Origin of the sequence: Vibrio sp. 14N.309.X.WAT.E.F5 (genome assembly GCF_030397615.1) — a bacterium.
Classification (GTDB): domain Bacteria; phylum Pseudomonadota; class Gammaproteobacteria; order Enterobacterales; family Vibrionaceae; genus Vibrio; species Vibrio lentus.
Genome location: NZ_JAPNXR010000032.1, coordinates 1 through 24112 on the forward strand (window position 1 = coordinate 1; position 24112 = coordinate 24112).

Genomic DNA, 24112 nt, shown 5'->3' on the forward strand with positions numbered 1-24112 from the left:
TAAAGCTATTACCATTCCAACAGAATGGTAATGAATTGACTGTGCCGAATAACTACAAGTAGTTAAACGTATTGGTCACTCAGTTCATTGAAATCAATTTTGATTCCGAAGAATCTGTTTTATCTAACGATAAAACGTTTTGATATTCATCAACGAGTGCCCACACAGATTGATAGGTTTAAATTGTTAAAGAGCTTCTCTTCATTGTGACTTGCATCACTTCGGAAGAGGCGGCTATTCTAGCGTTTTAATTCTCAGTGTCAAACACTTTTAAAAATTAATTTCTACTTTCTAAAAGTAGAAGCGAATTATCGCTTAAAGCTAGTTGCCTTACTAACATTCTTCGCTGAAGCCTTGTGGCGTCTACCGTGTCAGTGAGGCGGCATTATAGAGATGTTCCTCACATTGGCAAGTGTTTATTACCGAAAATTGCAAAAATAACGGTTAGATGATGGATAAACACCCAAAGCCTTATTTATGCAAGTTTAACTACAAAGTACCTACATAATAACCACAGACTTATCCACAATCGCTTTAATTTTATCCCCTAGAAACTAAAAAAGCTGCCTTGAGGCAGCTTTTTAAATGGCAATGAGTCTAAATCCCAGAACCATATTGCTCTCCATCGTCTTCATGGAGACCACATTCTCGTTTCAGACCATTGAAACGGGTTTCTTCTTCAGTCATACCCGGTTCCCATTTCTTAGTCGTATGAGTATCTCCAACAGAAAGGTACCCCTGCTCACGAAGTGGGTGGTAACTAAGGCCATGCTCTTCTAAGTAATAATGAACATCTTTATTTGTCCAATCAATTACTGGCAAGAACTTAAACACACCATTTTGGATAGATAAGATTGGCAAGTTTGCACGCGATTGAGATTGCTCTCTTCGCAAGCCTGAAAACCAAGTGCCGGCCTCGAGTTCATCTAGCGCTCTTCTCATCGGTTCAACTTTATTAAGTTTGTTGTACTTCTCTATCCCTTCTATACCTTGATCCCAAAGTTTGCCATATTGCGCTTCTTGCCAATTAGAGCTCTGTTGTGCGCGAAAGACTTGAAGGTTTAGAGTCAACTTCTGACTTAACTCATCTATAAATCGATACGTTTCCGGGAATAGATACCCAGTGTCCGTAAGAATAACTGGAATATCGGGTTTGGCTTGAGTCACTAAGTGCAGCATCAATGCTGCTTGGATTCCGAAACTAGAAGACACTACATGTGTTCCTTCTAAATGTTCTAGTGCCCACTTAACTCTTTCTAATGCGGTTAGCTGCTCTAACTCAGCATTGATTTGTCCAAGACGAAGTATTTGCTCCGTCTTAGTCAATGCGAGTAGCTCTGCTAACTTCAGTTTTGAAGCGACAGAATTATGCATGCAGATCCCTCTTTGAAATGATCACCTCTTCGATGATGCCAGTTCGGATTGTAAAATCACCGAACCCTTCATTGTCGTTACGTTCCGTAGCCCAACGTCCCACCAGCGAATCAATATCTTCTAAGATCTGAGCTGAAGTGATGTTCTCTTTATACATCTTCGGGATACGAGTTCCGGCTTTGTTGCCACCTAAGTGCATGTTATAACGCCCCGGCGCCTTGCCGACTAAACCAAGTTCAGCCAACATTGCACGACCACAGCCGTTTGGACAGCCTGTGATACGAAGGATGATGTTATCTTCTTCTGGTAATCCATGTTTCTTCAGAATGTCTTCAACATCCGTTACAAACTCAGGAAGAAAACGCTCAGCTTCTGCCATTGCTAAAGGACACGTTGGGAATGCCACACAAGCCATTGAGTTTTTACGCTGCTCGGAAACGGCATCATCCATCAGACCGTATTGACGTGCCAGCTTTTCAATTTTTGCCTTTTGGCTCTTAGGTACACCTGCAACAATTAGGTTTTGGTTCGCTGTCATGCGGAAGTCACCTTTGTGGACCTTCGCTATTTCAGCAACACCTGTTTTCAGCGCTTTCCCTGGGAAATCAAGTAAACGACCATTTTCGATGAATAACGCTAAGTGGTGCTTACCATCAATGCCTTCCGCCCAACCGATACGATCGCCACGGCCAGTAAACTCATAAGGACGGCTTTCAGAAAACTCAACGCCTGCACGTTTTTCTACTTCTGCTTTGAATACATCAATACCAACACGGTCTAGTGTGTATTTGGTTTTTGCGTTCTTACGGTTCGAACGGTTACCCCAATCACGCTGAGTCGTTACCACCGCAGCTGCTACATCTAACGTTTTATCTAATGGCACAAAACCAAAGTCGTCAGCTTTACGTGCATAAGTAGAAGTATCGCCGTGCGTCATTGCAAGACCACCGCCCACTAATACGTTAAAGCCCACCAGCTTTCCGTCTTTAGCAATCGCGATGAAGTTAAGATCGTTAGCATGAACGTCGACGTCATTTTGCGGAGGAATTACAACTGTCGTCTTGAACTTACGCGGTAGGTAGTTGCTACCTAAGATAGGTTCTTCATCCGTTGTTGCTAGCTTTTCACCATCTAGCCAGATCTCAGCATAAGCACGTGTCTTAGGTAATAGATGCTCACTGATCTTTTTCGCCCACTCGTAAGCTTCTTGGTGAAGCTCAGACTCAACAGGGTTTGTCGTACATAGAACATTTCGGTTTACGTCACCCGCAGTCGCGATTGAATCTATACCAATACTGTTTAGTGTTTGGTGCATTAACTTAATGTTCGGCTTCAACACACCGTGGAACTGGAACGTTTGACGAGTTGTAAGACGAATAGAACCATAAGAGGTGCTTTCATCTGCGAATTTATCAATCGCTAACCATTGCTTAGGAGTGATGATGCCGCCTGGCATACGCGCACGCAGCATTACATTATGTAAAGGTTCTAGCTTTTGCTTGGTGCGTTCATTACGAATATCACGGTCATCTTGTTGATACATACCGTGGAAACGGATCAGTTGAAAGTTATCTGCGGTAAAACCACCAGTGATACGGTCTTGAAGATCTTGTTCAATCGTACCGCGAAGGTTTTTACTTTCACGCTTCAGACGTTCATTGTCAGCCAAAGGTCCCAGTACTTGACCTAGCACTTCTTGCTCTATTACTTGCTTGCTCATTAGTACACATCCCTTTGGTAACGTTTCGCTTTGCGTAAATCATTAATATATTGTTCAGCTTGTTCGCGGCTCTGATTGCCATGTTTTTCCGCTATCGTAACTAACGCTTCATGAACATCTTTCGCCATTCGAGTCGCATCGCCACAAACATAGAAGTACGCGCCCTCCTGCAGCCACTGCCAAACCTGCTCTGCTTGTTCGATTAAGCGGTCTTGAACATAAACCTTTTCTTTTTGGTCACGGCTAAAGGCAACATCAAGCTTGGTTAGCGCACCAGACTTAAGGTACTTCTGCCATTCAACTTGATATAAGAAATCTTGAGTAAAGGTACGGTCACCGAAGAACAACCAGCTTTTGCCTTCAGCATCATTGTTTTCACGCTCTTGAACAAAACTGCGGAACGGTGCGATACCGGTACCCGGGCCGACCATGATGATTGGTGTATTGTCGTCTTGTGGTAATTTGAAGTTATTGTTGTTCTCAACAAACACCTTCACTTCACCACCTTCTTCAAGGCGTTGAGCTAAGAAGCTAGAAGCTCCGCCTAAACGAGACTCTTCGCCTTTTTGATATTCAACCAGACCTACCGTCAAGTGAACTTCTTCATCCACTTCAGCTTGGCTTGATGCAATAGAGTAGAGGCGCGGGGTCAGCTTACGTAGTAGACCAATCAATTCATCAGCCGATAGCTTAGTTTTCTTCTCAGCTAAAACATCGACAACTTGAGTGTTACCCGCGTATTCACGAAGCTTGTCTTTATCTTCCACCAGCTTGATTAACTTCTTGCTGCCTGATAGCTCAGCAAACTTAGTCACAAGTTGAGGGTTTGAAGATGTAATCTCGAATTTACTGACGAGTGCACTGTGGACAGATAAGTTGTCACCATCGACATCGACACTTTCGATACCAGACAACCCAACCTTAGAAAGGATCTGATTTGCGAGTTCTGAACTGTTTTCAAACCACACGCCTAGCGCATCACCCGGTTGATAAGTAATACCCGACTCATCAAGATCAATCTCGATGTGACGAACATCTTTACCCGAATCACGACCGGTGATCTTTTGGCTCGTCAATAGTGTCGCGGAGTATGGGTTTTGTTTGGTGTATTGCGAATGACCGGCAGCCGCTTGACCGACGGGCAACTGAACTACATCGGCTTCAGTGCCTGTCGATAGCGTCTCTTTTACTTGCTCTAATGCTTTAGCGCGCCATTCCGTTGCTGACTCTTCGTAATCAACATCACAATCAAGACGGTCGACAAACGATTTAGCACCAAGCTTAGCGAGGAAGTTATCGAAGTCTTTAGCCGTTTGGCAGAAGAACTCATAGCTTGAGTCACCTAAACCGATCACACCGTATTGTAGGTTTGATAATTTTGGCGCTTTCTTCGATTGAAGGAATTCATGCAACTCAATAGCGTTATCAGGGGCTTCGCCCTCACCATTGGTTGAAGCCACAAAAATGACGTGTGTCTCTTTGGCTAGGTTCTTACCTTTATAATCACTTGCATCGAAAAGCTCGACAGCAATCCCTAAGGCTTTCGCTTCTGCCTCAAGCGATTCGGCGACACCTTTCGCATTACCGGTTTGGGATGCGAAGATAATGCTGAGCTTACCCGCAGGTTTTGCGGCTACTGCAGCGGCTGCTTGAGCGATTGGCGCGGCGGCACCCACAGGCTGAGTTTGGCTCACACCCCAAAGGTAACCACTGACCCATGCCAGTTGTTGAGAAGATAATTCAGAAACAGTTTGCTGAAGATGACCCAATTGTTGGTCATTAAGTGGTGCTGCTAGCCCAGGTAACTCATTAGCCCCAGACTGTGCATTATTATTTTGTGAAGACTCTTTCTTATTTAAAGACATGGTCACGACATCCCTAATCATTGCGTGACGATAGATTAACCACTCCTTTTAATAACAAGAAAGAATAGAAAAGTATGTTTTATAACTTTTTGGAAGTAAAAACCGATTGAAACGTCAATTTAGTTACTGGTTTTCAATACGAACTTGTTGAAAGCCAACCGCCATTGCCGACTTAGATGCTAGGTCTAAATCCGCGTAATGACACTCTTCACCATGAACATCAGTAAGCAAAACAAAGCCGCCTCCCATATGGCGAAACTCCACAACCCAAGACCCCTCTTGAATTGAGGGCTCTATGATCGCTTCAACCAACAGATTTTCTCGATATAAATTTCGTAATTCATTGAGTGTCATATTCCATCCCTTGCTTTGACCTCACAACATAGCCCTTTTAAGAATAGACGCTAATTAGCTCTCTGTATTAAGGATGGTCGAAAGTGATGAATGTGCTAACTAATTCCAGAAAGATATAATCAATAGATATAAAAAACGCCACTTAATAAAGTGACGTTCTTAAAATTTGTTCTAAATGAGCTTGAATAGCTTAGAAGCGCACTTCAGCGCCAGCAAACCAACCATCTACCATGACAAAGCTCTTGCCTAGATCAGAGCTAAAGAACTCATCCGAATCTAGATCGATAACACGGTAACCACCACGCAGGGCAATTTCAGATTCTGATACTGGAATTCGGTACTGAACACCCGCCATCAAGTCAGTGCTCTTAATACCACTGCTATCACCAAACTCCATCGTACCAATGATATCGAAGTTGGTGTCAGGAACGTTGATCTCTGCGTTACCGTAGAAGCTCCAAGTAAATTCATCAAAGCTTGTTTGAGCGCCGCCTGTTTTCGGTTCGATGTAATTCGAGTTTGAATACTGAGTAAACGTCACACCTGCATCAAAGTTCATCAGCTTGTGATCTAACAATGTGTAATAGAAGGTGTAGTCGTACTTATCGAAGGCCAATGAATCCGCATCGACAGAAGTATAGCGAAAACTAGCGTTTGGTAGCATCGGGGCATTATGCTCAAATGCGAAATACAACGAAGGAGAGTTAGAATCATCATCTTGTCTAACTTCGTTTAGCTTTGTACTTCCCCACCACATATCGGCACCGACTTTAGCCGTGTAAGAAAACTCTTCTTCAGCAGATACTGCCGAGCTTAAAGATAGCATTCCCACTAAAGCAATTAATGGCATTTTATTCATTTGAGATAGCTCCAATTCCATATCGTTGTGCTAATTGTATGCACATTCATAGATTATTGGGGAAAATTCTATCACACATCTTAAATTCTCAAACGATAAACCGCTGACGTTCAAAGATTTGACGACACCATGACCTTAGGAACGTCTTTGGTTAGAACTGTGTACAAAGTTTTTGAAAAACCAGATACCCAATGCAATTACGATTAACCAAGGCAGCAACTTAAACACGACGCCCATCATACCTAAAACCAACATGACTGCTAACGCGACTCCGGTTGCAGCCAATACCGTCATAAACGTGATACCAGTGACAAGTAGAGTTGCGACGAAAATAAGAACAAAGATTAATTCAAACATAATGGTCTCCCTAATGAGTTAATGACCTATCTTTCCTACTTTCTAACATTGCAGCTTCCATACCAAGTTAGTAAAAACAATAAAACCCTTACTTATCAGGCAAATAAAAAGCCACACATCTTAATGCGTGGCTTTTAAAGAAACCATCAATGGTAAATTTAGCCTCTAATGGCGAATTTAACCTTAGATTTAAATCTTGGGCTTTTAAGCTCGAACTTTTAACCTAGAGGGAGGTTATACGTTTAGCTCTTTAGGGATCTTAGCCAATGCTGTCTGCACCACCTCAATGCCCGCGCCTTTCTTATGCGCATTCTCACTGATGTAACGACGCCATTGTCTTGCGCCCGGCATGCTTTGGAATAAACCAAGCATATGACGAGAGATGTGCCCTAGGCTTGCACCGTTTGAAAGTTCACGTTCGATGTACGGATACATCTCTTCAACTACTTGTGAGCGCTTCTTAATTGGCGTATCCAAACCAAAAATCTGTTGATCAACTTCAGCCAAGATAAACGGGCTATGATAAGCCTCACGACCGATCATCACACCATCAAGGTGTTGCAAGTGCTCTTTAGTTTGCTCAAGAGTAGTAATGCCACCATTCACAGCAATCACCAGATCAGAGAAGTCTTTCTTGATTTGGTATGCACGATCGTAATCTAGCGGTGGGATCTCGCGGTTCTCTTTCGGGCTAAGGCCACTCAACCATGCTTTACGAGCATGAATAGTAAATTGCTCACAGCCGCCTTTTTCAGAAACCGTCGAAACAAACTTAGTCAGAAACTCATAAGAGTCTTGGTCATCGATACCAATTCGCGTTTTCACAGTAATTGGAATATCAGTCACTTCTTTCATCGCCGATACGCAATCTGCCACCAGCTCAGGTTCAGCCATCAAGCATGCACCAAAGCGACCATTCTGAACTCGGTCTGAAGGACAACCTACATTTAGGTTTACTTCATCATAGCCACGCTCTCCAGCAAGCTTGGCACAAGCAGCTAAATCAACAGGGTTTGAACCACCAAGTTGAAGTGCAAGCGGATGTTCTTGCTCGTTATATTCTAGAAAGTCGCCCTTACCATGTAAGATCGCACCTGTGGTTACCATTTCCGTGTACAGAAGAGTCTGCTGAGAAAGCAAACGGTGAAAGTAACGACAGTGGCGGTCAGTCCAATCGAGCATTGGAGCGACGGACAACCTACATGAATGTGTCATGGCAAAGTACCCTAGTAGCGAGTCAAAAAAAATATGCTGGAATACCCAGCAAAAGCAAGGGCGGCTATTGTAAATGCTATGCCTTGATTGTGCTATATGAACTTTACCTCACACTTTTTTATAAACCTATTCACCAGATCTCTAATTCAGCCTCATTAATCAGTTATGCCTTGAGTCACAATGTCATTTTGAGTTACCTTGTCTTATTCAAAGTCGTGGGTCACAATACGCTCTGTACCTGACTTTAATAGAAATCATTGGCTCCCAAAATAAAGTAACCTAGAAATAGTGTTTGATTAGGGATGTCCGATTGAATGGTGAAAAATTTGGACCACACATTGATAGAGCAAGTTGAAGGGATATGCGCATCACGAGGAGTTAGACTAACTCCCCAACGAAAGCGTGTGTTTGAGCTCATCCTCTCTAATAAAAAAGCCTCCAGTGCTTATGAATTGTTAGAGCAATTAAAGCAGAGTGAACCGCAAGCCAAACCTCCTACAGTTTATCGCGCTTTAGATTTTTTGTTGGAACAAGGTTTCATTCATCGAGTTGAGTCAACCAACAGCTTCATATGTTGCTGTTCATGCAATGCAAACCAACACTTTTCGCAGCTATTAATCTGCGATAAATGTGGGACAGTCATAGAGCTACAAGACGATGCTCTTATCACTCAACTCGCTAACAACGCGGAGAAGCACGGTTTTCAATTAACGAATCACGTTATTGAATCTCATGGTGTATGCCAAACTTGCTCCTCTGATATGAAAGAATAAGATTATAGAAGAACATTATGCGCGCTGAATTTGTAAACCCGTTTTTAGCTTCTTTAATGAATGTATTAAAAACGATGGCTTCTCTAGAATTGAAGCCACAAAAACCGAGAGTTAAGAAAGACGAAATAGCTCGTGGTGATGTATCCGGCCTAATTGGCATGGTGGGCACACAATCTCGTGGTTCAATGTCGATCACCTTTGATGAAGGTCTTGCCTTAGAAATCATGGAAAACATGCTGGGTGAGCGCCCGAACGGCTTGAACGAAGAAGTGACCGATATGGTGGGTGAAATCACTAACATGGTGACTGGCGGCGCAAAACGTATTCTTGCAGAAAGCGGATTTGATTTCGATATGGCAACGCCTATCGTTGTTTCAGGTAAAGGCCACACTATTCGTCACAAGTGTGACGGAGCAATCATCATCATGCCTTTCTCATCTCAATGGGGTAATGCCTTCATCGAGATCTGTTTCGAATAGAGACAATCGAGTAAATAAAAAAACGAAAGGCTGACGTGCATACGTCAGCCTTTTTTATTGCCGTAAAATCAACGGACATAAAAAACGCCAACCGAAAGGTTGGCGTTTACAGTTATTACTGGGTGTTACTTAAACAGTCTTAAGCTTTCAGCGCTTTAAATGCGTTGATTAGACCGTTCGTTGAGCTGTCGTGAGATGTTACTTGAGCATCGTCAGCAAGCTCAGGAAGAATTTGGTTTGCTAGTTGCTTACCAAGTTCTACGCCCCATTGATCGAAGCTGAAGATGTTCCAGATAACGCCTTGAACAAAAATCTTGTGCTCGTACATCGCGATTAGGTTACCTAAAGTGCGAGGAGTCATTTGTTTAACAAGGATCGAGTTCGTTGGACGGTTGCCTTCAAATACTTTGAAAGGAGCAAGCTCCGCTGCTTCTTCTGCTGTTTTACCAGCCGCTAGGAATTCAGCTTTTACTGTCTCTTTTGTCTTACCGAATGCTAACGCTTCAGTTTGAGCAAAGAAGTTAGACATCAGCTTCTGGTGGTGATCAGATGCTGGGTTGTGGCTGATTGCAGGCGCGATGAAGTCTGATGGGATCAGCTTAGTGCCTTGGTGAATCAGTTGGTAGAAAGCGTGCTGGCCGTTTGTACCAGGTTCACCCCAGATGATAGGACCTGTTTGGTACTCTACCGGATTGCCTTCACGGTCTACAAACTTACCGTTCGACTCCATGTTACCTTGCTGGAAGTAAGCAGCAAAACGGTGCATGTATTGATCGTAAGGTAGGATAGCTTCTGACTCAGCGCCGTGGAAGTTATTGTACCAAATGCCGATAAGCGCCAGGATAACTGGGATGTTGCTTTCAAACTCAGTTGAAGCAAAGTGGTTATCCATCTCGTGAGCGCCATCTAATAGCTCTACGAAATTATCGAAGCCAACAGACAGTGAGATAGAAAGGCCGATCGCAGACCATAGTGAGTAACGACCACCAACCCAATCCCAGAATTCAAACATGTTGTCAGTATCAATACCAAACTCAGCCACTGAAGCTGCGTTTGTTGATAGTGCTGCGAAGTGTTTAGCAACGTGTGCAGAATCACCCGCTTCAGCCAAGAACCAATCACGTGCAGAGTGTGCATTCGTCATTGTTTCTTGAGTAGTGAATGTTTTAGATGCCACTAGGAACAGCGTAGTTTCTGGGTTCAACGGCTTAAGTGTCTCAACAATGTGAGTGCCATCTACGTTAGAAACGAAGTGCATGTTTAGGCGAGTTTTATATGGCGTTAAAGCTTCAGTCACCATGTATGGACCAAGGTCCGAACCGCCGATACCGATGTTGACGACATCAGTGATCTCTTTACCTGTGTAACCTTTCCACTCACCAGAAACGATGCGGTGTGTGAACAGTTCCATTTTTGCTAGTACAGCGTTAACAGCAGGCATTACGTCTTTGCCATCAACCATTACTGGCTTGTCGCTACGGTTGCGTAGAGCCGTGTGAAGAACTGAACGACCTTCAGTTTTGTTGATTGCATCACCACCGAACATCGCTTCAATTGCAGACTTAACTTCTGTCTCGTTTGCAAGAGCAAATAGGTGCTGCATAGTTTCAGCGTCAACTAGGTTCTTAGAGTAATCCACTAAGATGTCAGAACCGAAACGAGTAGAAAAGCTCTCGAAACGCTTTGCATCTTGAGCAAACAGCTCTTTCATATCCATATCTTGAGCAGACTCAAAATGTGCAGTTAGAGCTTTCCACGCTTGTGTTTGCGTTGGGTTGATATTTTTCAACATGGTATCTATCCCGATGTTACTGTAGGTTTTATTCTAAACGTCACTTAAGTGATGAGTAGAACCCCCGATTAGGCGAAAGTTTATATTTTTCTGTGATGACCAAACCGCGTCACCACTGAAAGATTCTTTGTAATTTTTTTTCACGACGTATTATGCCGCATATGAAGAGCTGTACCTTGAGATAAATCAGGATTAGATTTCCTGATAGAAGAATCGGTACAGACTCTAGCTCTAACATAATTAAATGTGAGCGATACCTGATAAATTCAAGTTCAAAAGATAGCGTTAAACCACTTTTTTTCCAAATACATTATAAAGGATGGCGTATGTGGATTCAGAAGACTATACACCTAAATGCACGAAAGCGTGGATTCCATCTCATTACTGATGAAATTGAACAACAGATACACGATATCAACTCTCTATCTGTTGGTTTATTACATCTCTTTATTCAACATACCTCTGCCAGTCTCACGTTAAATGAGAACGCAGATCCTACCGTTCGTTCCGATATGGAGTCGCACTTTAATAAGTTTGTACCCGAACGTGCCCCTTACTACAGACACACTTATGAAGGTGATGATGATATGCCGGCTCACATTAAAGCATCAACACTTGGCACAAGTGTGACAATACCCATCACTAATGGTCGTTTAGCTTTAGGAACATGGCAGGGTGTTTACTTAGGTGAGCACCGAGATTGTGGTGGAAGCCGCACTGTGATTGCTACGATTCAAGGTGAGTAGACGGCTTAAAAGCGAGATCTTCTTAATAAAAATAATATCTTCTTAATAAAAAAGAGTGGTGTGTTTCCACGACCACTCTTATAAAAATAGCATTTGGCCTACCATAGACCGAAAGCTTTAGAAGGGCTGGTTTATCATGACCCGAAAAGTTCCTTCGTCGCCGCCTCGCGCTAATTCTGCACGAACAACAATCCCTTCTACTTGGAAGCGAACCGCGCCACCAAGGCTCCATTTCATGTCGGTGTGCAGTGTTTTAATATCGTACTCATCCGCAACGCGCCCTACTTCAGCAAACGCCACCCATTGCCACCAAGGCAAATCGTAATAGTTAATTAAAGGAATATCACCTAGCGGTTGCCAATCAGGGATGACTCGATATTCCGCTGAATAATGAACTGCAGAACGTCCGTGGTAACGTCCACCGGTATAGCCTCTCAATCGATATAATCCACCAAGTCGAGCTTGCTCTGTCTCAGGTGGACGCGCGCAATCCTGCCCAGAACAGTTATCCCAAGTTGGTGTATCAGCGGTATAGAAATCGAGTGCCACGACTTGTTGGTCAAACAAGTCGCCTAAAGGGCCTAATGCGAAATACTGACTGTTTTGGAACGTCCACTTCAACCACAAGTCATCGTTAGACCAACTATCGGCACCGGTAGTGAACTCAAGGTTAGTATGAGAACCTTTAGTTGGGTTACGTGTGCTATCACGGTTATCCCAATCCAAAGCCAGACTAAAGCCTGTCGCCTCTTCCGTGTTGTTTAAACCTTCTAGCTCACGAGCGGTATAAAAAGGTGTGAAGATAATCGAGCTGACACCCGAATCGACAGGTGAGGCAAAGCTAACATCTTTGATTGGCTGAAAAGCCCCTAACAAGCCATGTTCTGCAACATTGCCCCAAGGTAGCAAATACTTAAATTCAAACTGATAATTTTGCTCTAAACCATCGGCAATGGTTTTATCATCAATGGATGAATCGTTATCGCCTTGAGAGCCAATGTAATAAGGATTGTCGTTGAAGCGCGCTTGGTACATCTGAGTACTGAATAAAACATTCTCAGAAAGTGCAAAGTTGAAAGCAGATAAAAAGCCAACATAGCTGTCTTTATCAGAATAGAGCGCCATCCCAAACAAAGCGGCTTGAGGCTGCCAAACACCCTTTGCGACACCAGCAACCCCAAAGGTGTTACCCATCGTCTCAGTACTGAAATAGAAAGGGACAAAGGCAGTATCTTTTTCTTCACTCACAGCGGAAGAAGAAAAGCTGACACTGAGCAATGCCACAGCTGACATTAGCCAGCGTCGTGTCGTTCGCATGAACACCATTTACTTTACAAGGTCCATAGCTACTTCACATACTCCATCGCAACGCGCGAAGTCAGCTTAGTGACCAGCTCATACGCAATAGTGCCGATATGTTCCGCCACTTCTTCTGAAGGTAAATCTTTACCCCACAGAGTCGCTTCATCACCGACTTTATCTACAGCATCAGGACCTAGGTCGACCGTTAGCATGTCCATGGAAACACGGCCTGCAATCGGTGCTTTTCTACCGTTTACAAACACTGGCGTTCCGTTAGGGGCCATGCGTGGATAGCCATCACCATACCCGATAGCGATAACACCAACCTTGGTATCACGCTCACTGGTCCAGTTTCCGCCATAGCCAACGCTCTCACCGGCTTTGACATCACGAACAGCAATCAGGTGTGACGTCAGGGTCATCACAGGCTTAAAGCCTAGATCTTTTGCTGATTTATCAGCAAAAGGCGAAACACCGTAAGAGATGATTCCCGGGCGAACCCAATCAAGGTGGCTGTTAGGCCAAGCTAATAGACCAGCAGAGGCAGCAAGTGAGCGCTCACCTTCACAACCGTCAGTGAGAGATAAGAAAAGCTCAGTCTGTTCAACGGTAGTTGTTCTATCCAGTTCATCAGCGCAACCAAAGTGGCTCATGTAACGAAGAGGTTTCGCTACATTCTCACATTGATGCAAACGCTCAACAAAGTTTTGGTATTGCTCAGGACGAGCACCTAAGCGATGCATACCGCTGTCTACCTTTAGCCATACCACGACTGGTGTTTCTAATTCCGCATTCTCTAGCGCACTTAATTGCTCTTCACAGTGCACCACAGTTTGGATGTTATTGGTCACTAATATTGGTAAATCACCCGAAGAGTAAAAACCTTCCAGTAACAAAATAGGTTTAACAATGCCACCAGCACGAAGTTGCAAGGCTTCTTCAATACGGGCGACACCGAAGGCATCTGAGTTCTTAGAATGTTTAGCGATGTGCAATAAACCATGACCGTAGCCATTCGCCTTCACAACCGACATAACTTTACAGTTAGGTGCTTTTGACTTAATCAGTTGAAGGTTGTGTTCCAATGCACCGAGATCAATGCTCGCTGTCGCTGCTTTCATATAAGTCATTAACTTACTCATCATCAAATGCAGGACCTGCATAGTTATCAAATCGGGAGTGTTGACCTTGGAATGTCAAACGAACCGAACCGATCGGACCGTTACGTTGCTTACCAAGGATGATCTCAGCGATGCCTTTCAATGAACTGTCTGGGTTATAAACCTCATCACGATAGATAAACATGATCAAATCGGCATCTTGCTCGATAGAACCTGATTCACGCAAATCCGAGTTTACTGGGCGCTTATCAGCACGTTGCTCTAGGGAACGGTTAAGCTGAGAAAGTGCAACAACCGGCACGTTCAACTCTTTCGCAAGGGCTTTTAAGGAACGCGAAATTTCAGCGATCTCTAAGGTACGGTTTTCAGACAATGAAGGTACACGCATTAATTGAAGGTAATCTATCATGATCATAGAGATACCATCATGCTCACGAGCGATACGTCGAGCACGCGAACGCACCTCTGTTGGTGTTAAACCCGAGCTATCATCGATATACATATTCTTCTTATCCATAAGAATACCCATACTCGATGAAATACGCGCCCAATCTTCATCATCCAATTGACCGGTACGAATCTTGGTTTGGTCTACGCGAGAAAGTGATGCAAGCATACGCATCATCAGCTGTTCGGCTGGCATCTCAAGAGAGAAGATCAGAACAGGCTTGTCTTGTTTCATCGCCGCGTTTTCACATAAGTTCATCGCAAAGGTGGTTTTACCCATCGATGGACGCGCAGCAACAATAATTAAGTCAGAACCCTGTAGGCCTGCTGTTTTCTTGTTGAGGTCGTTGAAGCCAGTATCGACACCAGTCACACCATCTTGTGGCGTTTTATACAAGATTTCGATACGTTCCAGAGTCTTCTCTAGAATGCTATCAACGTTTTGTGGACCTTCATTTTCACTTGCTCGGCCTTCTGCAATCGCAAAGACCTTACTCTCAGCCAGATCAACAAGCTCTTCTGATGTACGGCCTTGAGGGTCATAACCAGAATCGGCAATCTCATTCGCAACACCAATCAGGCTACGTACCAATGCACGTTGCGCCACGATATCTGCGTAAGCGTTTATGTTCGCCGCACTTGGGGTATTTTTAGCAAGGTCGGCAAGGTATGCAAAACCGCCGACTTCTTCGAGCTGCTCACGCAACTCTAAATGTTCAGAGAGTGTAATAAGATCCAGAGGAGAACTTTCTTCAAGGATATCTTTTACTGCTTCGAAGATCAGACGGTGAGGGCGACTATAAAAGTCCTTGCTCACGACTTTTTCTGAAACCGTATCCCAGCGTTCGTTGTCCAGCAACAAACCGCCGATAACAGATTGCTCAGCTTCTAATGAATGTGGTGGGACTTTGATGGCGTCCACCTGATCGCTGGCTGATTTCTGACTTCTGGTATCCACTATGACTACACTCAATAACTAATAATGATCGTTCATTATACCCAAGAACATGCATTTGTAATGCAATCCTCGGGGATTGTTTTATTCTTCAGTAAGAATTTACCTATTGCTGACGGAATTAACCAAGGGTAGCATTACGATCCTTCCATTCATTCACTGTATAACTAGAGGTATGTGTGTCCAAATCATTGGCTCTGAGCACTGGTATTCTGAGTATTGGTCTCCTGAGCACTCCGTTGGCCTTAGCGGATGATGCTAAAGCCTCTGTTGATGCAATCCTCGACTCGATAGTAGTACCAGAATCTACTGCTGAGCCGATCGTCGTTGCACCGACACCTGAAAAAGATATGGATATCGCACCGAGTGATACGAGTGACACAGAACTGCCTAACCCGCTAAAGACTGAAGTCGAATTTGGATATCAGTCGCATACTGGTAATTCTGATTCTCGATCGTTAAATGCCCGCCTAAATGGTGAGTATACGACTGGCCGTCATAGAACCAGTGGCGAATGGAAATACTACAACCTCTACAAAGATGGTGAAGAAGACAAAAGGCAATCGACTTACTCAGCTCAGAGTGACTATAAGTTAAGTCCAAAAACCTACCTCTACGGCAGCTTCAAAGGTGTCGACTCACGCTATAGTGCTTATTTTAAGGACTATACCGTTTCTAGTGGTTTGGGTTACCAATTTTCAAATACAGAAGAGTTTGTGCTGGAAGTCGAAGTGGGCCCTGGTTTTCGTTACCAAGAACCGAATCTCGATGAATTAGACGACGATGACATCATCTTTCCTGAGATTGTTGAGGAAGCCATTTTCCGTGGCAATGTGAACACGTCATGGCAAGTACTGAAGAATTTACAGCTCAAAGCCGATGTGACGTTAGTATCTGGTCACAGTAACCTGAAATTTGATACTGAATTAGAAGCGATCAACGATATTACTGACAATATTGCACTGAAGATTGCTCATTCTCGTCAGTACCACGATAAGGTACCGAATGGATTAAGCAAAGAAGACTCTGTGCTGTCGATTAACCTGCTCTTTCAATTCTAGTCTCAGGAGCAGTTCTAATCTTAAGGCCACTTCTAACCTTGAGAACGACCTGTTCAGCAATAAGAGCTTATGGATCACTGTAAGCTTTTTACCTACTGCAACCCTCCCTTGTGTTTTCCTATATTTCAGACATAAAAAAACACCAGCCGAAGCTGGTGTTTAAAACTTTCAAAAGAAAGAATTCGTCTTGGTACTGAAATTACTCAGCAACGATCGTGATTTTCGCAGTAGCAAAAACTTCAGAGTGAAGTTGGATGCTTACTTCGAATTCACCGATGTTACGTAGAGCGCCTTCAGGTAGGCGTACTTCGCTCTTAGCTACTGCAACACCTGCCGCTGTAATAGCGTCAGCGATGTCACGAGTACCGATAGAACCGAATAGTTTGCCTTCGTCACCAGCTTTAGAAGCGATTGTAACGCCTTCTAGAGTGTTAACTGTCTCTGCACGAGCTTCACAAGCAGCTAGTTGCTCAGCAACTTTAGCTTCTAGTTCAGCACGACGAGTTTCGAACATAGCAACGTTTTCTTTAGTTGCCATAACTACTTTACCCTGTGGGATAAGGAAGTTACGAGCGTAACCAGATTTAACGTTTACTTGGTCGCCAAGGCCACCTAGGTTACCGATTTTATCAAGTAGAATAACTTGCATTATCTTAGTCCTCTTAAACTATTATTAACTATTACCGATTACTGATGCTTGTCAGTGTACGGTAGTAGAGCTAGGTAACGAGAACGCTTGATAGCGCGAGCTAGCTGACGTTGGTATTTAGCACTTGTACCAGTGATACGGCTAGGTACAATTTTACCAGCTTCAGTGATGTAGTTTTTTAGAGTTGCTACGTCTTTGTAGTCAATCTCTTGTACGCCTTCTGCAGTAAAACGGCAGAATTTACGACGACGGAAGAAACGAGCCATGGGCTATCTCCTGATCTAAATTTAATAATGCGGTATTCACACAGGCTTATAAATAAGCATAAGCAAATGCTTGTAGTGGTAATACCTAAACGAGTTGAATAAAATTTAATGACCTAAAAGGCCAAAAAAGAATTACTCAGCAGCAGCTTCTGGCTTAGCTTCTTCTTCACGACGTGGTGCACGTTCTTCACGGTCATCACGACGAGGAGCACGCTCTGCACGCTCTTCTTTTTGCTTAAGCATGATAGATTGCTCAGTCACAGCGCCTTTAGTGCGCATGATCATGTTACGTAGAACTGCATCGTTAAAACGGAAAGCAGTTTCTAGCTCGTCCATCACTTCTTGGCCAGCTTCAACGTTCATAAGAACGTAGTGAGCTTTGTGAAGTTTGTTGATTGGGTAAGCCATTTGACGGCGGCCCCAGTCTTCTAGACGGTGGATAGTACCACCAGCTTCAGTGATTGAACCAGTGTAACGCTCGATCATGCCAGCAACTTGCTCGCTTTGATCAGGGTGAACCATGAATACGATTTCATAATGACGCATTTGGTTGCTCCTTACGGATTATTAGCTTCCACGAAAGGCTCGGTCGTCCAAGGGAAGCAAGGAACTAAAGAAAAATGACCGAGTTTTAAGGACGGCAAATATTATAGAAAGAACCCGGTATTGGCAAGTGGTATTTGGCGAATAATGAAACAGTTTTTCTTTCGCCATCTAGCCATCTGACAAACCAATAGGCTCCGTCATAATTGCCTAAAAAGAAACACCCACCAGCAAGTGGTGAGCGTTAATAAATTCATAGACTTAAGTCGTTTAGGCTTTGTTAAATCGAACCTTACTGAGCTAGACGCTGACGTACCGCTTCAAATAAACAAATACCAGAAGCTACTGAAACGTTCAGGCTCGACACGCTGCCTGACATTGGAATCTTAATCAGGTCATCACACGTTTCACGCGTTAAACGACGCATGCCGTCACCTTCAGCACCCATCACAACAGCAAGCGGACCAGTCAACTTCGCTTGATAGATATCATGCGTTGCTTCACCCGCCGTACCGACAAACCATACACCCTGCTCTTGCAGTGCACGCATTGTGCGAGCCAGGTTAGTCACTCGCACTAACGGAACCGTTTCTGCAGCGCCACAAGCAACCTTACTTACTGTTGCCGTTAGCGGCGAAGAGCGGTCTTTAGGAACGATAACAGCGGCCACACCTGCGGCATCTGCATTACGTAAGCAAGCACCTAGGTTGTGAGGGTCTGTTACGCCGTCTAGAACCAACAGCAGAGGCTGTTCGTGCTGCGCAAGGATATCGTCTAGGTGGGTTTCATTAAGCTGCTTAGCAGGCTTCACCTTAGCAATAAGACCTTGGTGGTTTGCACCTTGTGCTTTTTCATCAAGCGGCTTACGACCCATTTGTTGAATCGACACGCCAAATTGCTGCAGTTGATTCAGTAATGGAAGAAGGCGATCGTCTTGACGACCTTTAAGCACGTACGCTTCAATAAAGCGTGCTGGATCTTTTTCTAGTACGGCTTTCACCGCGTGAATACCGTAAATAAATTCGTTACTCATTGTCTCTGGTTACTCTTATTGCTCAGAGATGAAGGCATCAAACCCGATGCACCCACCTCTGTGTTGTTTATTTCGAGAGCATGCATCTTCCGCCTGATACTCTCGCATTTAAATTCGTTAGACGTTTAAGCCCTACTAGTCACTGTAATGACGATAGCTTAAGACTTATCAGCCTTTGGCTTACGGCTTGCTGCACGCTTTTTCTTAGCTCGAGCTTTAGCTGCACCGGTTTTATTCGCTGGCTTTTTCTTCTTAGCTGAGCTTTCGCTACTTCCATCTGGTCGTTTAGTTGGTTCAACCAAAGGCGTTGCTGGTACACCCGGCTTATTGCTCTTCACCGCTGAACGCTTCTTACTTTTCGCCTTTTTCATCGCTTCGGCTGCACGCTTCTTAGCTGTTTTGCCTTTACCACGCGGCTGACGATCGGTGTCTTCTAAATCAAAGTCGATTTGACGAGTTTCTAAGTTAACCGCCGAAACCTTCACTTTAACCGAATCACCCAAGCGGTAGATATTACCTGAGCTTTCACCAACCAGACGCTGACCAACAGCATCAAATTGATAGTAGTCATTCGCTAGCGCAGAAATATGTACCAGACCATCGATGTGCAGTTCTGTTAGACGCACAAAGAAACCGAAGCCAGTCACGTTGGCAATCACGCCATCCATCACTTCACCGACATGGTCTTGCATGTATTCACATTTCAGCCAGTCGTTCACTTCACGTGTAGCATCATCAGCACGACGCTCAGTCATTGAACACTGCTCGCCATAGAAGTCCATATCATCGAAAGTGTAGTGGTAACCACCGGTTGGCGTCCAACGTTCGCTGTTACGACCTTCTTCTTTCGCAATAAGGTACTTAATCGCACGGTGCAATAGCAAATCTGGGTAACGACGAATTGGCGAGGTAAAGTGAGCATAGCGTTTAAGAGCTAGACCAAAGTGACCCGCGTTATCCGCGTTGTATACCGCTTGCTTCATTGAGCGCAACAGCATAGTTTGGATTAATTCACGATCTTCACGTTCGTTAATCTGTTGCATCAGTTGTGCATAATCTACCGGAGATGGCGACAGGCCACCTTCCAGCGTTAAACCTAATTCACTTAAGAAGCTCTTAAAGCCCATTAAGCGCTCTTCACCCGGAGTATCGTGAACACGGTACAGAGCAGGCTCTTTCGCTTTTTCTACATAAGATGCCGATGCGATATTCGCAAGAATCATACATTCTTCGATGATCTTGTGTGCATCGTTACGAATTACTGGCTCAATACGGTCAATCTTACGATCCGCATTGAAGATAAACTTAGTTTCTACCGTTTCAAATTCAATCGCACCACGTTCGTCACGCGTTTTCTTAAGCACCTTGTACATCTTATGAAGCTCTTCAAGATGTGGTACTTCTGGTTCGTAACGTTCACGTAATTCTTCATTGCCATCTAAGATCGCGCCTACTTTGTTATAAGTAAGACGAGCATGAGAATTCATTACCGCTTCGTAGTGCTTATAGCCTGACAGTTTACCTTTGTCTGAGATAGTCATCTCACACACCATACACAAACGGTCTACCTGAGGGTTCAATGAACACAAACCATTTGAAAGTACTTCTGGCAGCATTGGGACAACTTGTGACGGGAAGTATACCGAGTTACCACGGTTAATCGCTTCTTTGTCTAGCGCCGTATCTGGGCGAACGTAGTAACTTACGTCAGCGATCGCTACCCATAGACGCCAGCCGCCGCCTTTCTTCGCTTCACAGTAAACCGCGTCATCGAAGTCACGCGCATCTTCGCCATCAATCGTAACCAATGGCAGTTTGCGTAGATCAACACGTCCTTCTTTTGCTTCTTCAGGAACATGCTCACCAAGATTTTCGATTTGCTTATCTACCGCTTCAGGCCACTCTTGTGGGATCTGGTGAGTACGGATTGCAATTTGCGTTTCCATACCCGGAGCCATGTTTTCACCAAGAACTTCGGTCACTTTACCCATCATGTTACGAGAACGACCGCCGCGATCCGTAATTTCAATCACAACCACATTACCCATTCGAGCACCGCCTTTATGCTCAGTAGGGATCTGGATGTCATGACTAATACGCGAATCATCAGCAACCACGTAAGAATGGCCATATTCTAAGAAGAAACGACCAACAAGTGGGGTTGTGCGCTCTTCAAGAACACGAACCAAACGACCTTCACGACGACCACGCTTACTGTTGTCAGTAGGCTGAGCCAGTACGTAATCACCGTGCATGATGGTTTTCATCTGATGGTGGGGTAACAAGATATCGTTATCTTTACCAACGCTTCCATCTGGGCGAACCCAACCATGACCGTCTTTATGACCAATCACATAGCCTTTAATCAGTTCCATCTTCTCAGGCAATGCGTAGCACTGACGACGAGTAAAGATAAGCTGTCCATCACGCTCCATTGCACGTAAACGACGACGCAGCCCTTCGTATTGTTCCTCTCCAGCCAGACCCAAAGCTTCGAATAGATCGTTACGGTTCATTGGAATATTCGCTTCTGTTAGAAACGAAATAATGAACTCTCGGCTTGGTACTGGGTTTTCGTAATTTTTCGACTCTCGGTCGGCAAAAGGATCAACAGTGGTTGTCGCTGTCGTGTTTTCTGACGTTGGTGTGTTTTTTGACATAGGCGGGCCTGCTTAAGCAAGGAAGGTATATACCCCTAGTATATCTGATGCTAGGGGTAACCTACAGATATGCTTTGGAAAACCCTCAAATAACCTCAGATTGATACATATCTTCACTTTGTGAAACATCACTTCATAGACGTGGACTATCATCAAAATTTTAAGCAAACGATAAAACAAACGTTTGCGCCATGAATGAAATACACTATTATCCACGCACTTTACCAACTCCTGTTCTGAGTATGATATGAAACTAAAACGCACCTTATTGGCTTCAGCAATGGCAAGCCTAGCTCTATTTCCATTTGCGAGCTCGGCAATGGAAAAAGCTGACCTGATGATTACCGATGCGATGGTTCTGACCATGAACCAAGACAAAACGGTTTATGAAAGCGGTACTGTTGTCGTCAAAGACAACAAAATCATTGCGGTTGGTGATGCTTCACTAGAGAAGCAGTACCAAGCTAAGCAAGTTTTAGATGTTGATGGTGATATCGTGATGCCGGGTCTCATCAATACTCACACCCACGTATCGATGACGGTGTTTCGTTCATTAGCCGATGATGTGCCAGACCGACTTCACCGATATATCTTCCCTCTAGAGAAGAAGTTGGTGTCACGAGACATGGTACGTATTGGTGCCAACCTAGGTAACGTCGAAATGGTAAAAGGCGGTGTGACCACTTACGCCGACATGTACTACTTCGAAGATGAAGTAGCGAAAACCGTCGATAAGATTGGTATGCGTGCCATCCTAGGTGAAACTGTGATTAAGTTCCCTGTAGCCGATGCAGCTAACGCCGAAGAAGGCATTAAGTACGCATTAAACTTCATTGAAGAATACAAAGATCACCCGCGAATCACACCTGCGTTTGCCCCACATGCGCCTTACACCAATACCACAGAGGTCCTGCAGAAAATATCTAAGCTCTCTCTAGAGTTAGATGTACCAGTAATGATTCACCTTGCAGAATCACACCGTGAAGAAGAGAAAATCGCAGAGCGTTCAGAAGGACTTTCTCCGGTTCAATACATGGACAGCATCGGTGCATTAAACAAAAACTTGGTGGGTGCACACATGATCCTAGTAGACGATCATGATATCGAACTGGTGAAAAAGTCAGATATGGGCGTAGCTCATAACATGAGTGCCAATATCAAATCCGCGAAAGGCGTATCCCCGGCCCTTAAGATGTACGACGAAAACGTTCGTATTGGTTTAGGGACCGATGGACCGATGTCTGGTAACACACTGAGCACCATTGATGAATTCAACCAAGTCGCTAAAGTTCACAAGCTAGTCAACAAAGATCGAGCCGCAATGCCGCCGATCAAAGTGATCGACATGGCAACAATGGGCGCGGCAAAAGCGCTACACATGGAAGATAAGATCGGTTCTCTTGAAACAGGTAAGCTAGCTGACATCATAGTGATCGACACAAAAGCACCAAACATGATTCCGGTATACAACCCATACTCAGCTTTAGTGTACTCGGCTAATTCTGGTAACGTTCGCCACACCATCGTTGATGGTAAGATCATCATGCAAGATCGCGACATGCTAACCGTCGATGAAGACAAGATTCGTCAAGAAGCACTCAATTTCACCAAAGTCGTCCGTAAAACGGTAATTGAATCTGGTGAAGTTGTTCAATAACGTCACCGAATGAGATAAACGGTTTTCCGTTCAGATCAAAAAAGGCCTCATAGGTATTTACCTACGAGGCCTTTTTATATCGATATCTTTCTAGTTCAAGACAGATGATTAACGAGTGCAGTCATTAGCCATCAACCTTAATTAGTATTCGTCATTACCAGAACACGTCTCGGCGTTTTGCTCGAGCAATAATATTGTCTGGCATTCTCCGCTCCAAACCGCTTCGAAGCACAGTAATACGCTTGTGTTGCCTATCATCCGCTGTCACCGAGTTGTATAACCAGCGGTAAGCATCTTCATAATCTAACGGGCTACCGTAATCACGCAGTAAGAGTTCGGCTAAGTGAATGCTTGCACTTAGGTTACCCATAGAGGCCGCTTCACGTAGGTACGGAATTGCACGCTCTTTGTCTTGTTGAACCAAGGTTCCACGAGAATAATAACGACCCAGTTGCTCTAGTGCTGCGGGTAAACCTTGATGCGCTGCGTTTTCCATATAGTAAAGACCAAGCTCTACATCTTGTGGAACACACACACCCCACGCCAGCATATCACCGTATAAAAACTCGTAAGAAGGCAAGCTAATACGCGTTGCACGAGCAACGATATCTTCTACTAGCTGGCACTTATCCGCTTTCACACGCTCTAGATGTCGATTATTTTCGATTAATTTAATCAGTTCAGCTTCTGTATATATTGGAACGGGCTCTCCCACATCAGCCAAATTTGCATGACTCAAGGGTGAGCTCAGCGCCATTATTAATGAAGCTGCCACAATTCGTAGCTTCATACCTGCACTCAATTATCTGTCGCTAAAGTTATCTATTTATTATTGGCTACCGAGGTAGATGCCCAAAAATAGGGTGAACTTCACTTTCCATGAT

General features: G+C 44.2%; 22 protein-coding genes. 5 read left to right on the forward strand and 17 right to left on the reverse strand.

The annotated features are described in order from the left end of the window. Positions 1-597 precede the first annotated feature (597 nt). The 7 genes from OW495_RS22390 to dusA all read right to left on the reverse strand — a co-directional run bounded on the left by OW495_RS22390 (position 598) and on the right by dusA (position 7744). Positions 598-1374: a phosphoadenylyl-sulfate reductase gene (locus OW495_RS22390; RefSeq protein WP_017107158.1), complete on the reverse strand. Its 777-nt coding sequence runs from the start codon at positions 1372-1374 to the stop codon at positions 598-600. Beyond that, complete coding sequence (gene cysI, locus OW495_RS22395) at positions 1367-3094, reverse strand: assimilatory sulfite reductase (NADPH) hemoprotein subunit (RefSeq protein WP_102514043.1); 1728 nt, start codon at positions 3092-3094, stop codon at positions 1367-1369. The genes OW495_RS22390 and cysI overlap by 8 nt, the downstream gene beginning before the upstream one ends. Continuing rightward, positions 3094-4959 carry an assimilatory sulfite reductase (NADPH) flavoprotein subunit gene (locus OW495_RS22400; RefSeq protein WP_102514042.1) on the reverse strand — a complete coding sequence of 622 codons (1866 nt, stop codon included), beginning with the start codon at positions 4957-4959 and terminating at the stop codon, positions 3094-3096. Before OW495_RS22400 ends, cysI begins: the two co-directional genes overlap by 1 nt. Positions 4960-5082: 123 nt before the next feature. Then, positions 5083-5313, reverse strand: a complete 231-nt coding sequence (locus tag OW495_RS22405) for a hypothetical protein (RefSeq protein ID WP_004735813.1) — start codon at positions 5311-5313, stop codon at positions 5083-5085. Positions 5314-5503: 190 nt separating this feature from the next. After that, positions 5504-6172, reverse strand: coding sequence for a TIGR04219 family outer membrane beta-barrel protein (locus tag OW495_RS22410; RefSeq protein ID WP_065104300.1), 669 nt, complete (start codon positions 6170-6172; stop codon positions 5504-5506). A gap of 135 nt (positions 6173-6307) precedes the next feature. Next, positions 6308-6529, reverse strand: a complete 222-nt coding sequence (gene pspG / locus OW495_RS22415; protein WP_102514041.1) for an envelope stress response protein PspG — start codon at positions 6527-6529, stop codon at positions 6308-6310. 234 nt (positions 6530-6763) lie between these two features. Next, on the reverse strand, positions 6764-7744 hold the full coding sequence (dusA, locus tag OW495_RS22420) for a tRNA dihydrouridine(20/20a) synthase DusA (protein WP_017107162.1): 981 nt from the start codon (positions 7742-7744) through the stop codon (positions 6764-6766). A gap of 314 nt (positions 7745-8058) precedes the next feature. On the opposite strand from dusA, the gene zur reads away from it, so the two are divergent. Both zur and OW495_RS22430 read left to right on the forward strand, forming a co-directional pair. Beyond that, on the forward strand, positions 8059-8517 hold the full coding sequence (gene zur / locus OW495_RS22425) for a zinc uptake transcriptional repressor Zur (RefSeq protein ID WP_017107163.1): 459 nt from the start codon (positions 8059-8061) through the stop codon (positions 8515-8517). 17 nt (positions 8518-8534) lie between these two features. Next, on the forward strand, positions 8535-8996 hold the full coding sequence (locus OW495_RS22430) for a chemotaxis protein CheX (RefSeq protein WP_017059940.1): 462 nt from the start codon (positions 8535-8537) through the stop codon (positions 8994-8996). A 139-nt stretch (positions 8997-9135) separates the two neighbouring features. On the opposite strand, the gene pgi is transcribed toward OW495_RS22430, so the two are convergent. Continuing rightward, entirely contained in the window at positions 9136-10788 is a 1653-nt protein-coding gene (gene pgi / locus OW495_RS22435; protein WP_102514040.1) for a glucose-6-phosphate isomerase, read from the reverse strand. A 326-nt stretch (positions 10789-11114) separates the two neighbouring features. Between pgi and OW495_RS22440 the strand changes: the two genes are divergently transcribed. After that, positions 11115-11534 (forward strand): secondary thiamine-phosphate synthase enzyme YjbQ, encoded by a 420-nt coding sequence (locus OW495_RS22440; RefSeq protein WP_102514039.1) that lies wholly within the window; start codon positions 11115-11117, stop codon positions 11532-11534. A 117-nt stretch (positions 11535-11651) separates the two neighbouring features. Here OW495_RS22440 and OW495_RS22445 read toward each other — a convergent pair whose 3' ends face one another. The 3 genes from OW495_RS22445 to OW495_RS22455 are packed head-to-tail and all read right to left on the reverse strand — an operon-like array spanning position 11652 to position 15362. Beyond that, a complete protein-coding gene (locus OW495_RS22445; protein ID WP_102514038.1) occupies positions 11652-12860 on the reverse strand; it encodes a BamA/TamA family outer membrane protein in 1209 nt (402 codons plus the stop codon). A gap of 20 nt (positions 12861-12880) precedes the next feature. After that, positions 12881-13966, reverse strand: a complete 1086-nt coding sequence (gene alr / locus OW495_RS22450; protein WP_198599801.1) for an alanine racemase — start codon at positions 13964-13966, stop codon at positions 12881-12883. Positions 13967-13970: 4 nt separating this feature from the next. Then, positions 13971-15362, reverse strand: a complete 1392-nt coding sequence (locus OW495_RS22455; protein WP_162929952.1) for a replicative DNA helicase — start codon at positions 15360-15362, stop codon at positions 13971-13973. Between the two features lie 176 nt (positions 15363-15538). On the opposite strand from OW495_RS22455, the gene OW495_RS22460 reads away from it, so the two are divergent. Continuing rightward, positions 15539-16420 carry a DUF481 domain-containing protein gene (locus tag OW495_RS22460; RefSeq protein ID WP_102300392.1) on the forward strand — a complete coding sequence of 294 codons (882 nt, stop codon included), beginning with the start codon at positions 15539-15541 and terminating at the stop codon, positions 16418-16420. Between the two features lie 199 nt (positions 16421-16619). Here the strand turns inward: OW495_RS22460 and rplI are convergent, their stop codons facing one another. From rplI to rnr, 5 genes are all read right to left on the reverse strand, one after another. Further along, on the reverse strand, positions 16620-17069 hold the full coding sequence (rplI, locus tag OW495_RS22465; RefSeq protein ID WP_017107439.1) for a 50S ribosomal protein L9: 450 nt from the start codon (positions 17067-17069) through the stop codon (positions 16620-16622). A gap of 38 nt (positions 17070-17107) precedes the next feature. After that, positions 17108-17335 carry a 30S ribosomal protein S18 gene (gene rpsR / locus OW495_RS22470; protein WP_000090472.1) on the reverse strand — a complete coding sequence of 76 codons (228 nt, stop codon included), beginning with the start codon at positions 17333-17335 and terminating at the stop codon, positions 17108-17110. Positions 17336-17467: 132 nt separating this feature from the next. Further along, positions 17468-17881 (reverse strand): 30S ribosomal protein S6, encoded by a 414-nt coding sequence (gene rpsF / locus OW495_RS22475; protein WP_004735855.1) that lies wholly within the window; start codon positions 17879-17881, stop codon positions 17468-17470. Positions 17882-18170: 289 nt separating this feature from the next. After that, positions 18171-18911: a 23S rRNA (guanosine(2251)-2'-O)-methyltransferase RlmB gene (rlmB, locus tag OW495_RS22480; protein WP_004735856.1), complete on the reverse strand. Its 741-nt coding sequence runs from the start codon at positions 18909-18911 to the stop codon at positions 18171-18173. Positions 18912-19069: 158 nt separating this feature from the next. Then, positions 19070-21571: a ribonuclease R gene (gene rnr / locus OW495_RS22485; RefSeq protein ID WP_017107438.1), complete on the reverse strand. Its 2502-nt coding sequence runs from the start codon at positions 21569-21571 to the stop codon at positions 19070-19072. A gap of 247 nt (positions 21572-21818) precedes the next feature. On the opposite strand from rnr, the gene OW495_RS22490 reads away from it, so the two are divergent. Continuing rightward, positions 21819-23228, forward strand: a complete 1410-nt coding sequence (locus OW495_RS22490; protein ID WP_102514036.1) for an amidohydrolase — start codon at positions 21819-21821, stop codon at positions 23226-23228. Between the two features lie 154 nt (positions 23229-23382). Here the strand turns inward: OW495_RS22490 and OW495_RS22495 are convergent, their stop codons facing one another. Further along, the gene (locus tag OW495_RS22495) at positions 23383-24018 is read right to left on the reverse strand and encodes a tetratricopeptide repeat protein (RefSeq protein ID WP_017107437.1); all 636 of its coding nucleotides are present in this window, start codon (positions 24016-24018) and stop codon (positions 23383-23385) included. Positions 24019-24112 lie beyond the last annotated feature (94 nt).

What these genes read in the sequence shown, in the direction of transcription:
- cysI (WP_102514043.1), bottom strand. Translation starts at nt 3,094, where the DNA reads ATGAGCAAGCAAGTAATAGAGCAAGAAGTGCTAGGTCAAGTACTGGGA.
- rpsR (WP_000090472.1), bottom strand. Translation starts at nt 17,335, where the DNA reads ATGGCTCGTTTCTTCCGTCGTCGTAAATTCTGCCGTTTTACTGCAGAA.
- rpsF (WP_004735855.1), bottom strand. Translation starts at nt 17,881, where the DNA reads ATGCGTCATTATGAAATCGTATTCATGGTTCACCCTGATCAAAGCGAG.
- OW495_RS22495 (WP_017107437.1), bottom strand. Translation starts at nt 24,018, where the DNA reads ATGAAGCTACGAATTGTGGCAGCTTCATTAATAATGGCGCTGAGCTCA.
- OW495_RS22490 (WP_102514036.1), top strand. Translation starts at nt 21,819, where the DNA reads ATGAAACTAAAACGCACCTTATTGGCTTCAGCAATGGCAAGCCTAGCT.
- pspG (WP_102514041.1), bottom strand. Translation starts at nt 6,529, where the DNA reads ATGTTTGAATTAATCTTTGTTCTTATTTTCGTCGCAACTCTACTTGTC.
- OW495_RS22440 (WP_102514039.1), top strand. Translation starts at nt 11,115, where the DNA reads ATGTGGATTCAGAAGACTATACACCTAAATGCACGAAAGCGTGGATTC.
- pgi (WP_102514040.1), bottom strand. Translation starts at nt 10,788, where the DNA reads ATGTTGAAAAATATCAACCCAACGCAAACACAAGCGTGGAAAGCTCTA.
- OW495_RS22410 (WP_065104300.1), bottom strand. Translation starts at nt 6,172, where the DNA reads ATGAATAAAATGCCATTAATTGCTTTAGTGGGAATGCTATCTTTAAGC.
- rlmB (WP_004735856.1), bottom strand. Translation starts at nt 18,911, where the DNA reads ATGAGTAACGAATTTATTTACGGTATTCACGCGGTGAAAGCCGTACTA.
- OW495_RS22400 (WP_102514042.1), bottom strand. Translation starts at nt 4,959, where the DNA reads ATGTCTTTAAATAAGAAAGAGTCTTCACAAAATAATAATGCACAGTCT.
- rnr (WP_017107438.1), bottom strand. Translation starts at nt 21,571, where the DNA reads ATGTCAAAAAACACACCAACGTCAGAAAACACGACAGCGACAACCACT.
- alr (WP_198599801.1), bottom strand. Translation starts at nt 13,966, where the DNA reads ATGACTTATATGAAAGCAGCGACAGCGAGCATTGATCTCGGTGCATTG.
- OW495_RS22405 (WP_004735813.1), bottom strand. Translation starts at nt 5,313, where the DNA reads ATGACACTCAATGAATTACGAAATTTATATCGAGAAAATCTGTTGGTT.
- OW495_RS22390 (WP_017107158.1), bottom strand. Translation starts at nt 1,374, where the DNA reads ATGCATAATTCTGTCGCTTCAAAACTGAAGTTAGCAGAGCTACTCGCA.
- OW495_RS22430 (WP_017059940.1), top strand. Translation starts at nt 8,535, where the DNA reads ATGCGCGCTGAATTTGTAAACCCGTTTTTAGCTTCTTTAATGAATGTA.
- rplI (WP_017107439.1), bottom strand. Translation starts at nt 17,069, where the DNA reads ATGCAAGTTATTCTACTTGATAAAATCGGTAACCTAGGTGGCCTTGGC.
- dusA (WP_017107162.1), bottom strand. Translation starts at nt 7,744, where the DNA reads ATGACACATTCATGTAGGTTGTCCGTCGCTCCAATGCTCGATTGGACT.
- OW495_RS22445 (WP_102514038.1), bottom strand. Translation starts at nt 12,860, where the DNA reads ATGGTGTTCATGCGAACGACACGACGCTGGCTAATGTCAGCTGTGGCA.
- zur (WP_017107163.1), top strand. Translation starts at nt 8,059, where the DNA reads ATGGTGAAAAATTTGGACCACACATTGATAGAGCAAGTTGAAGGGATA.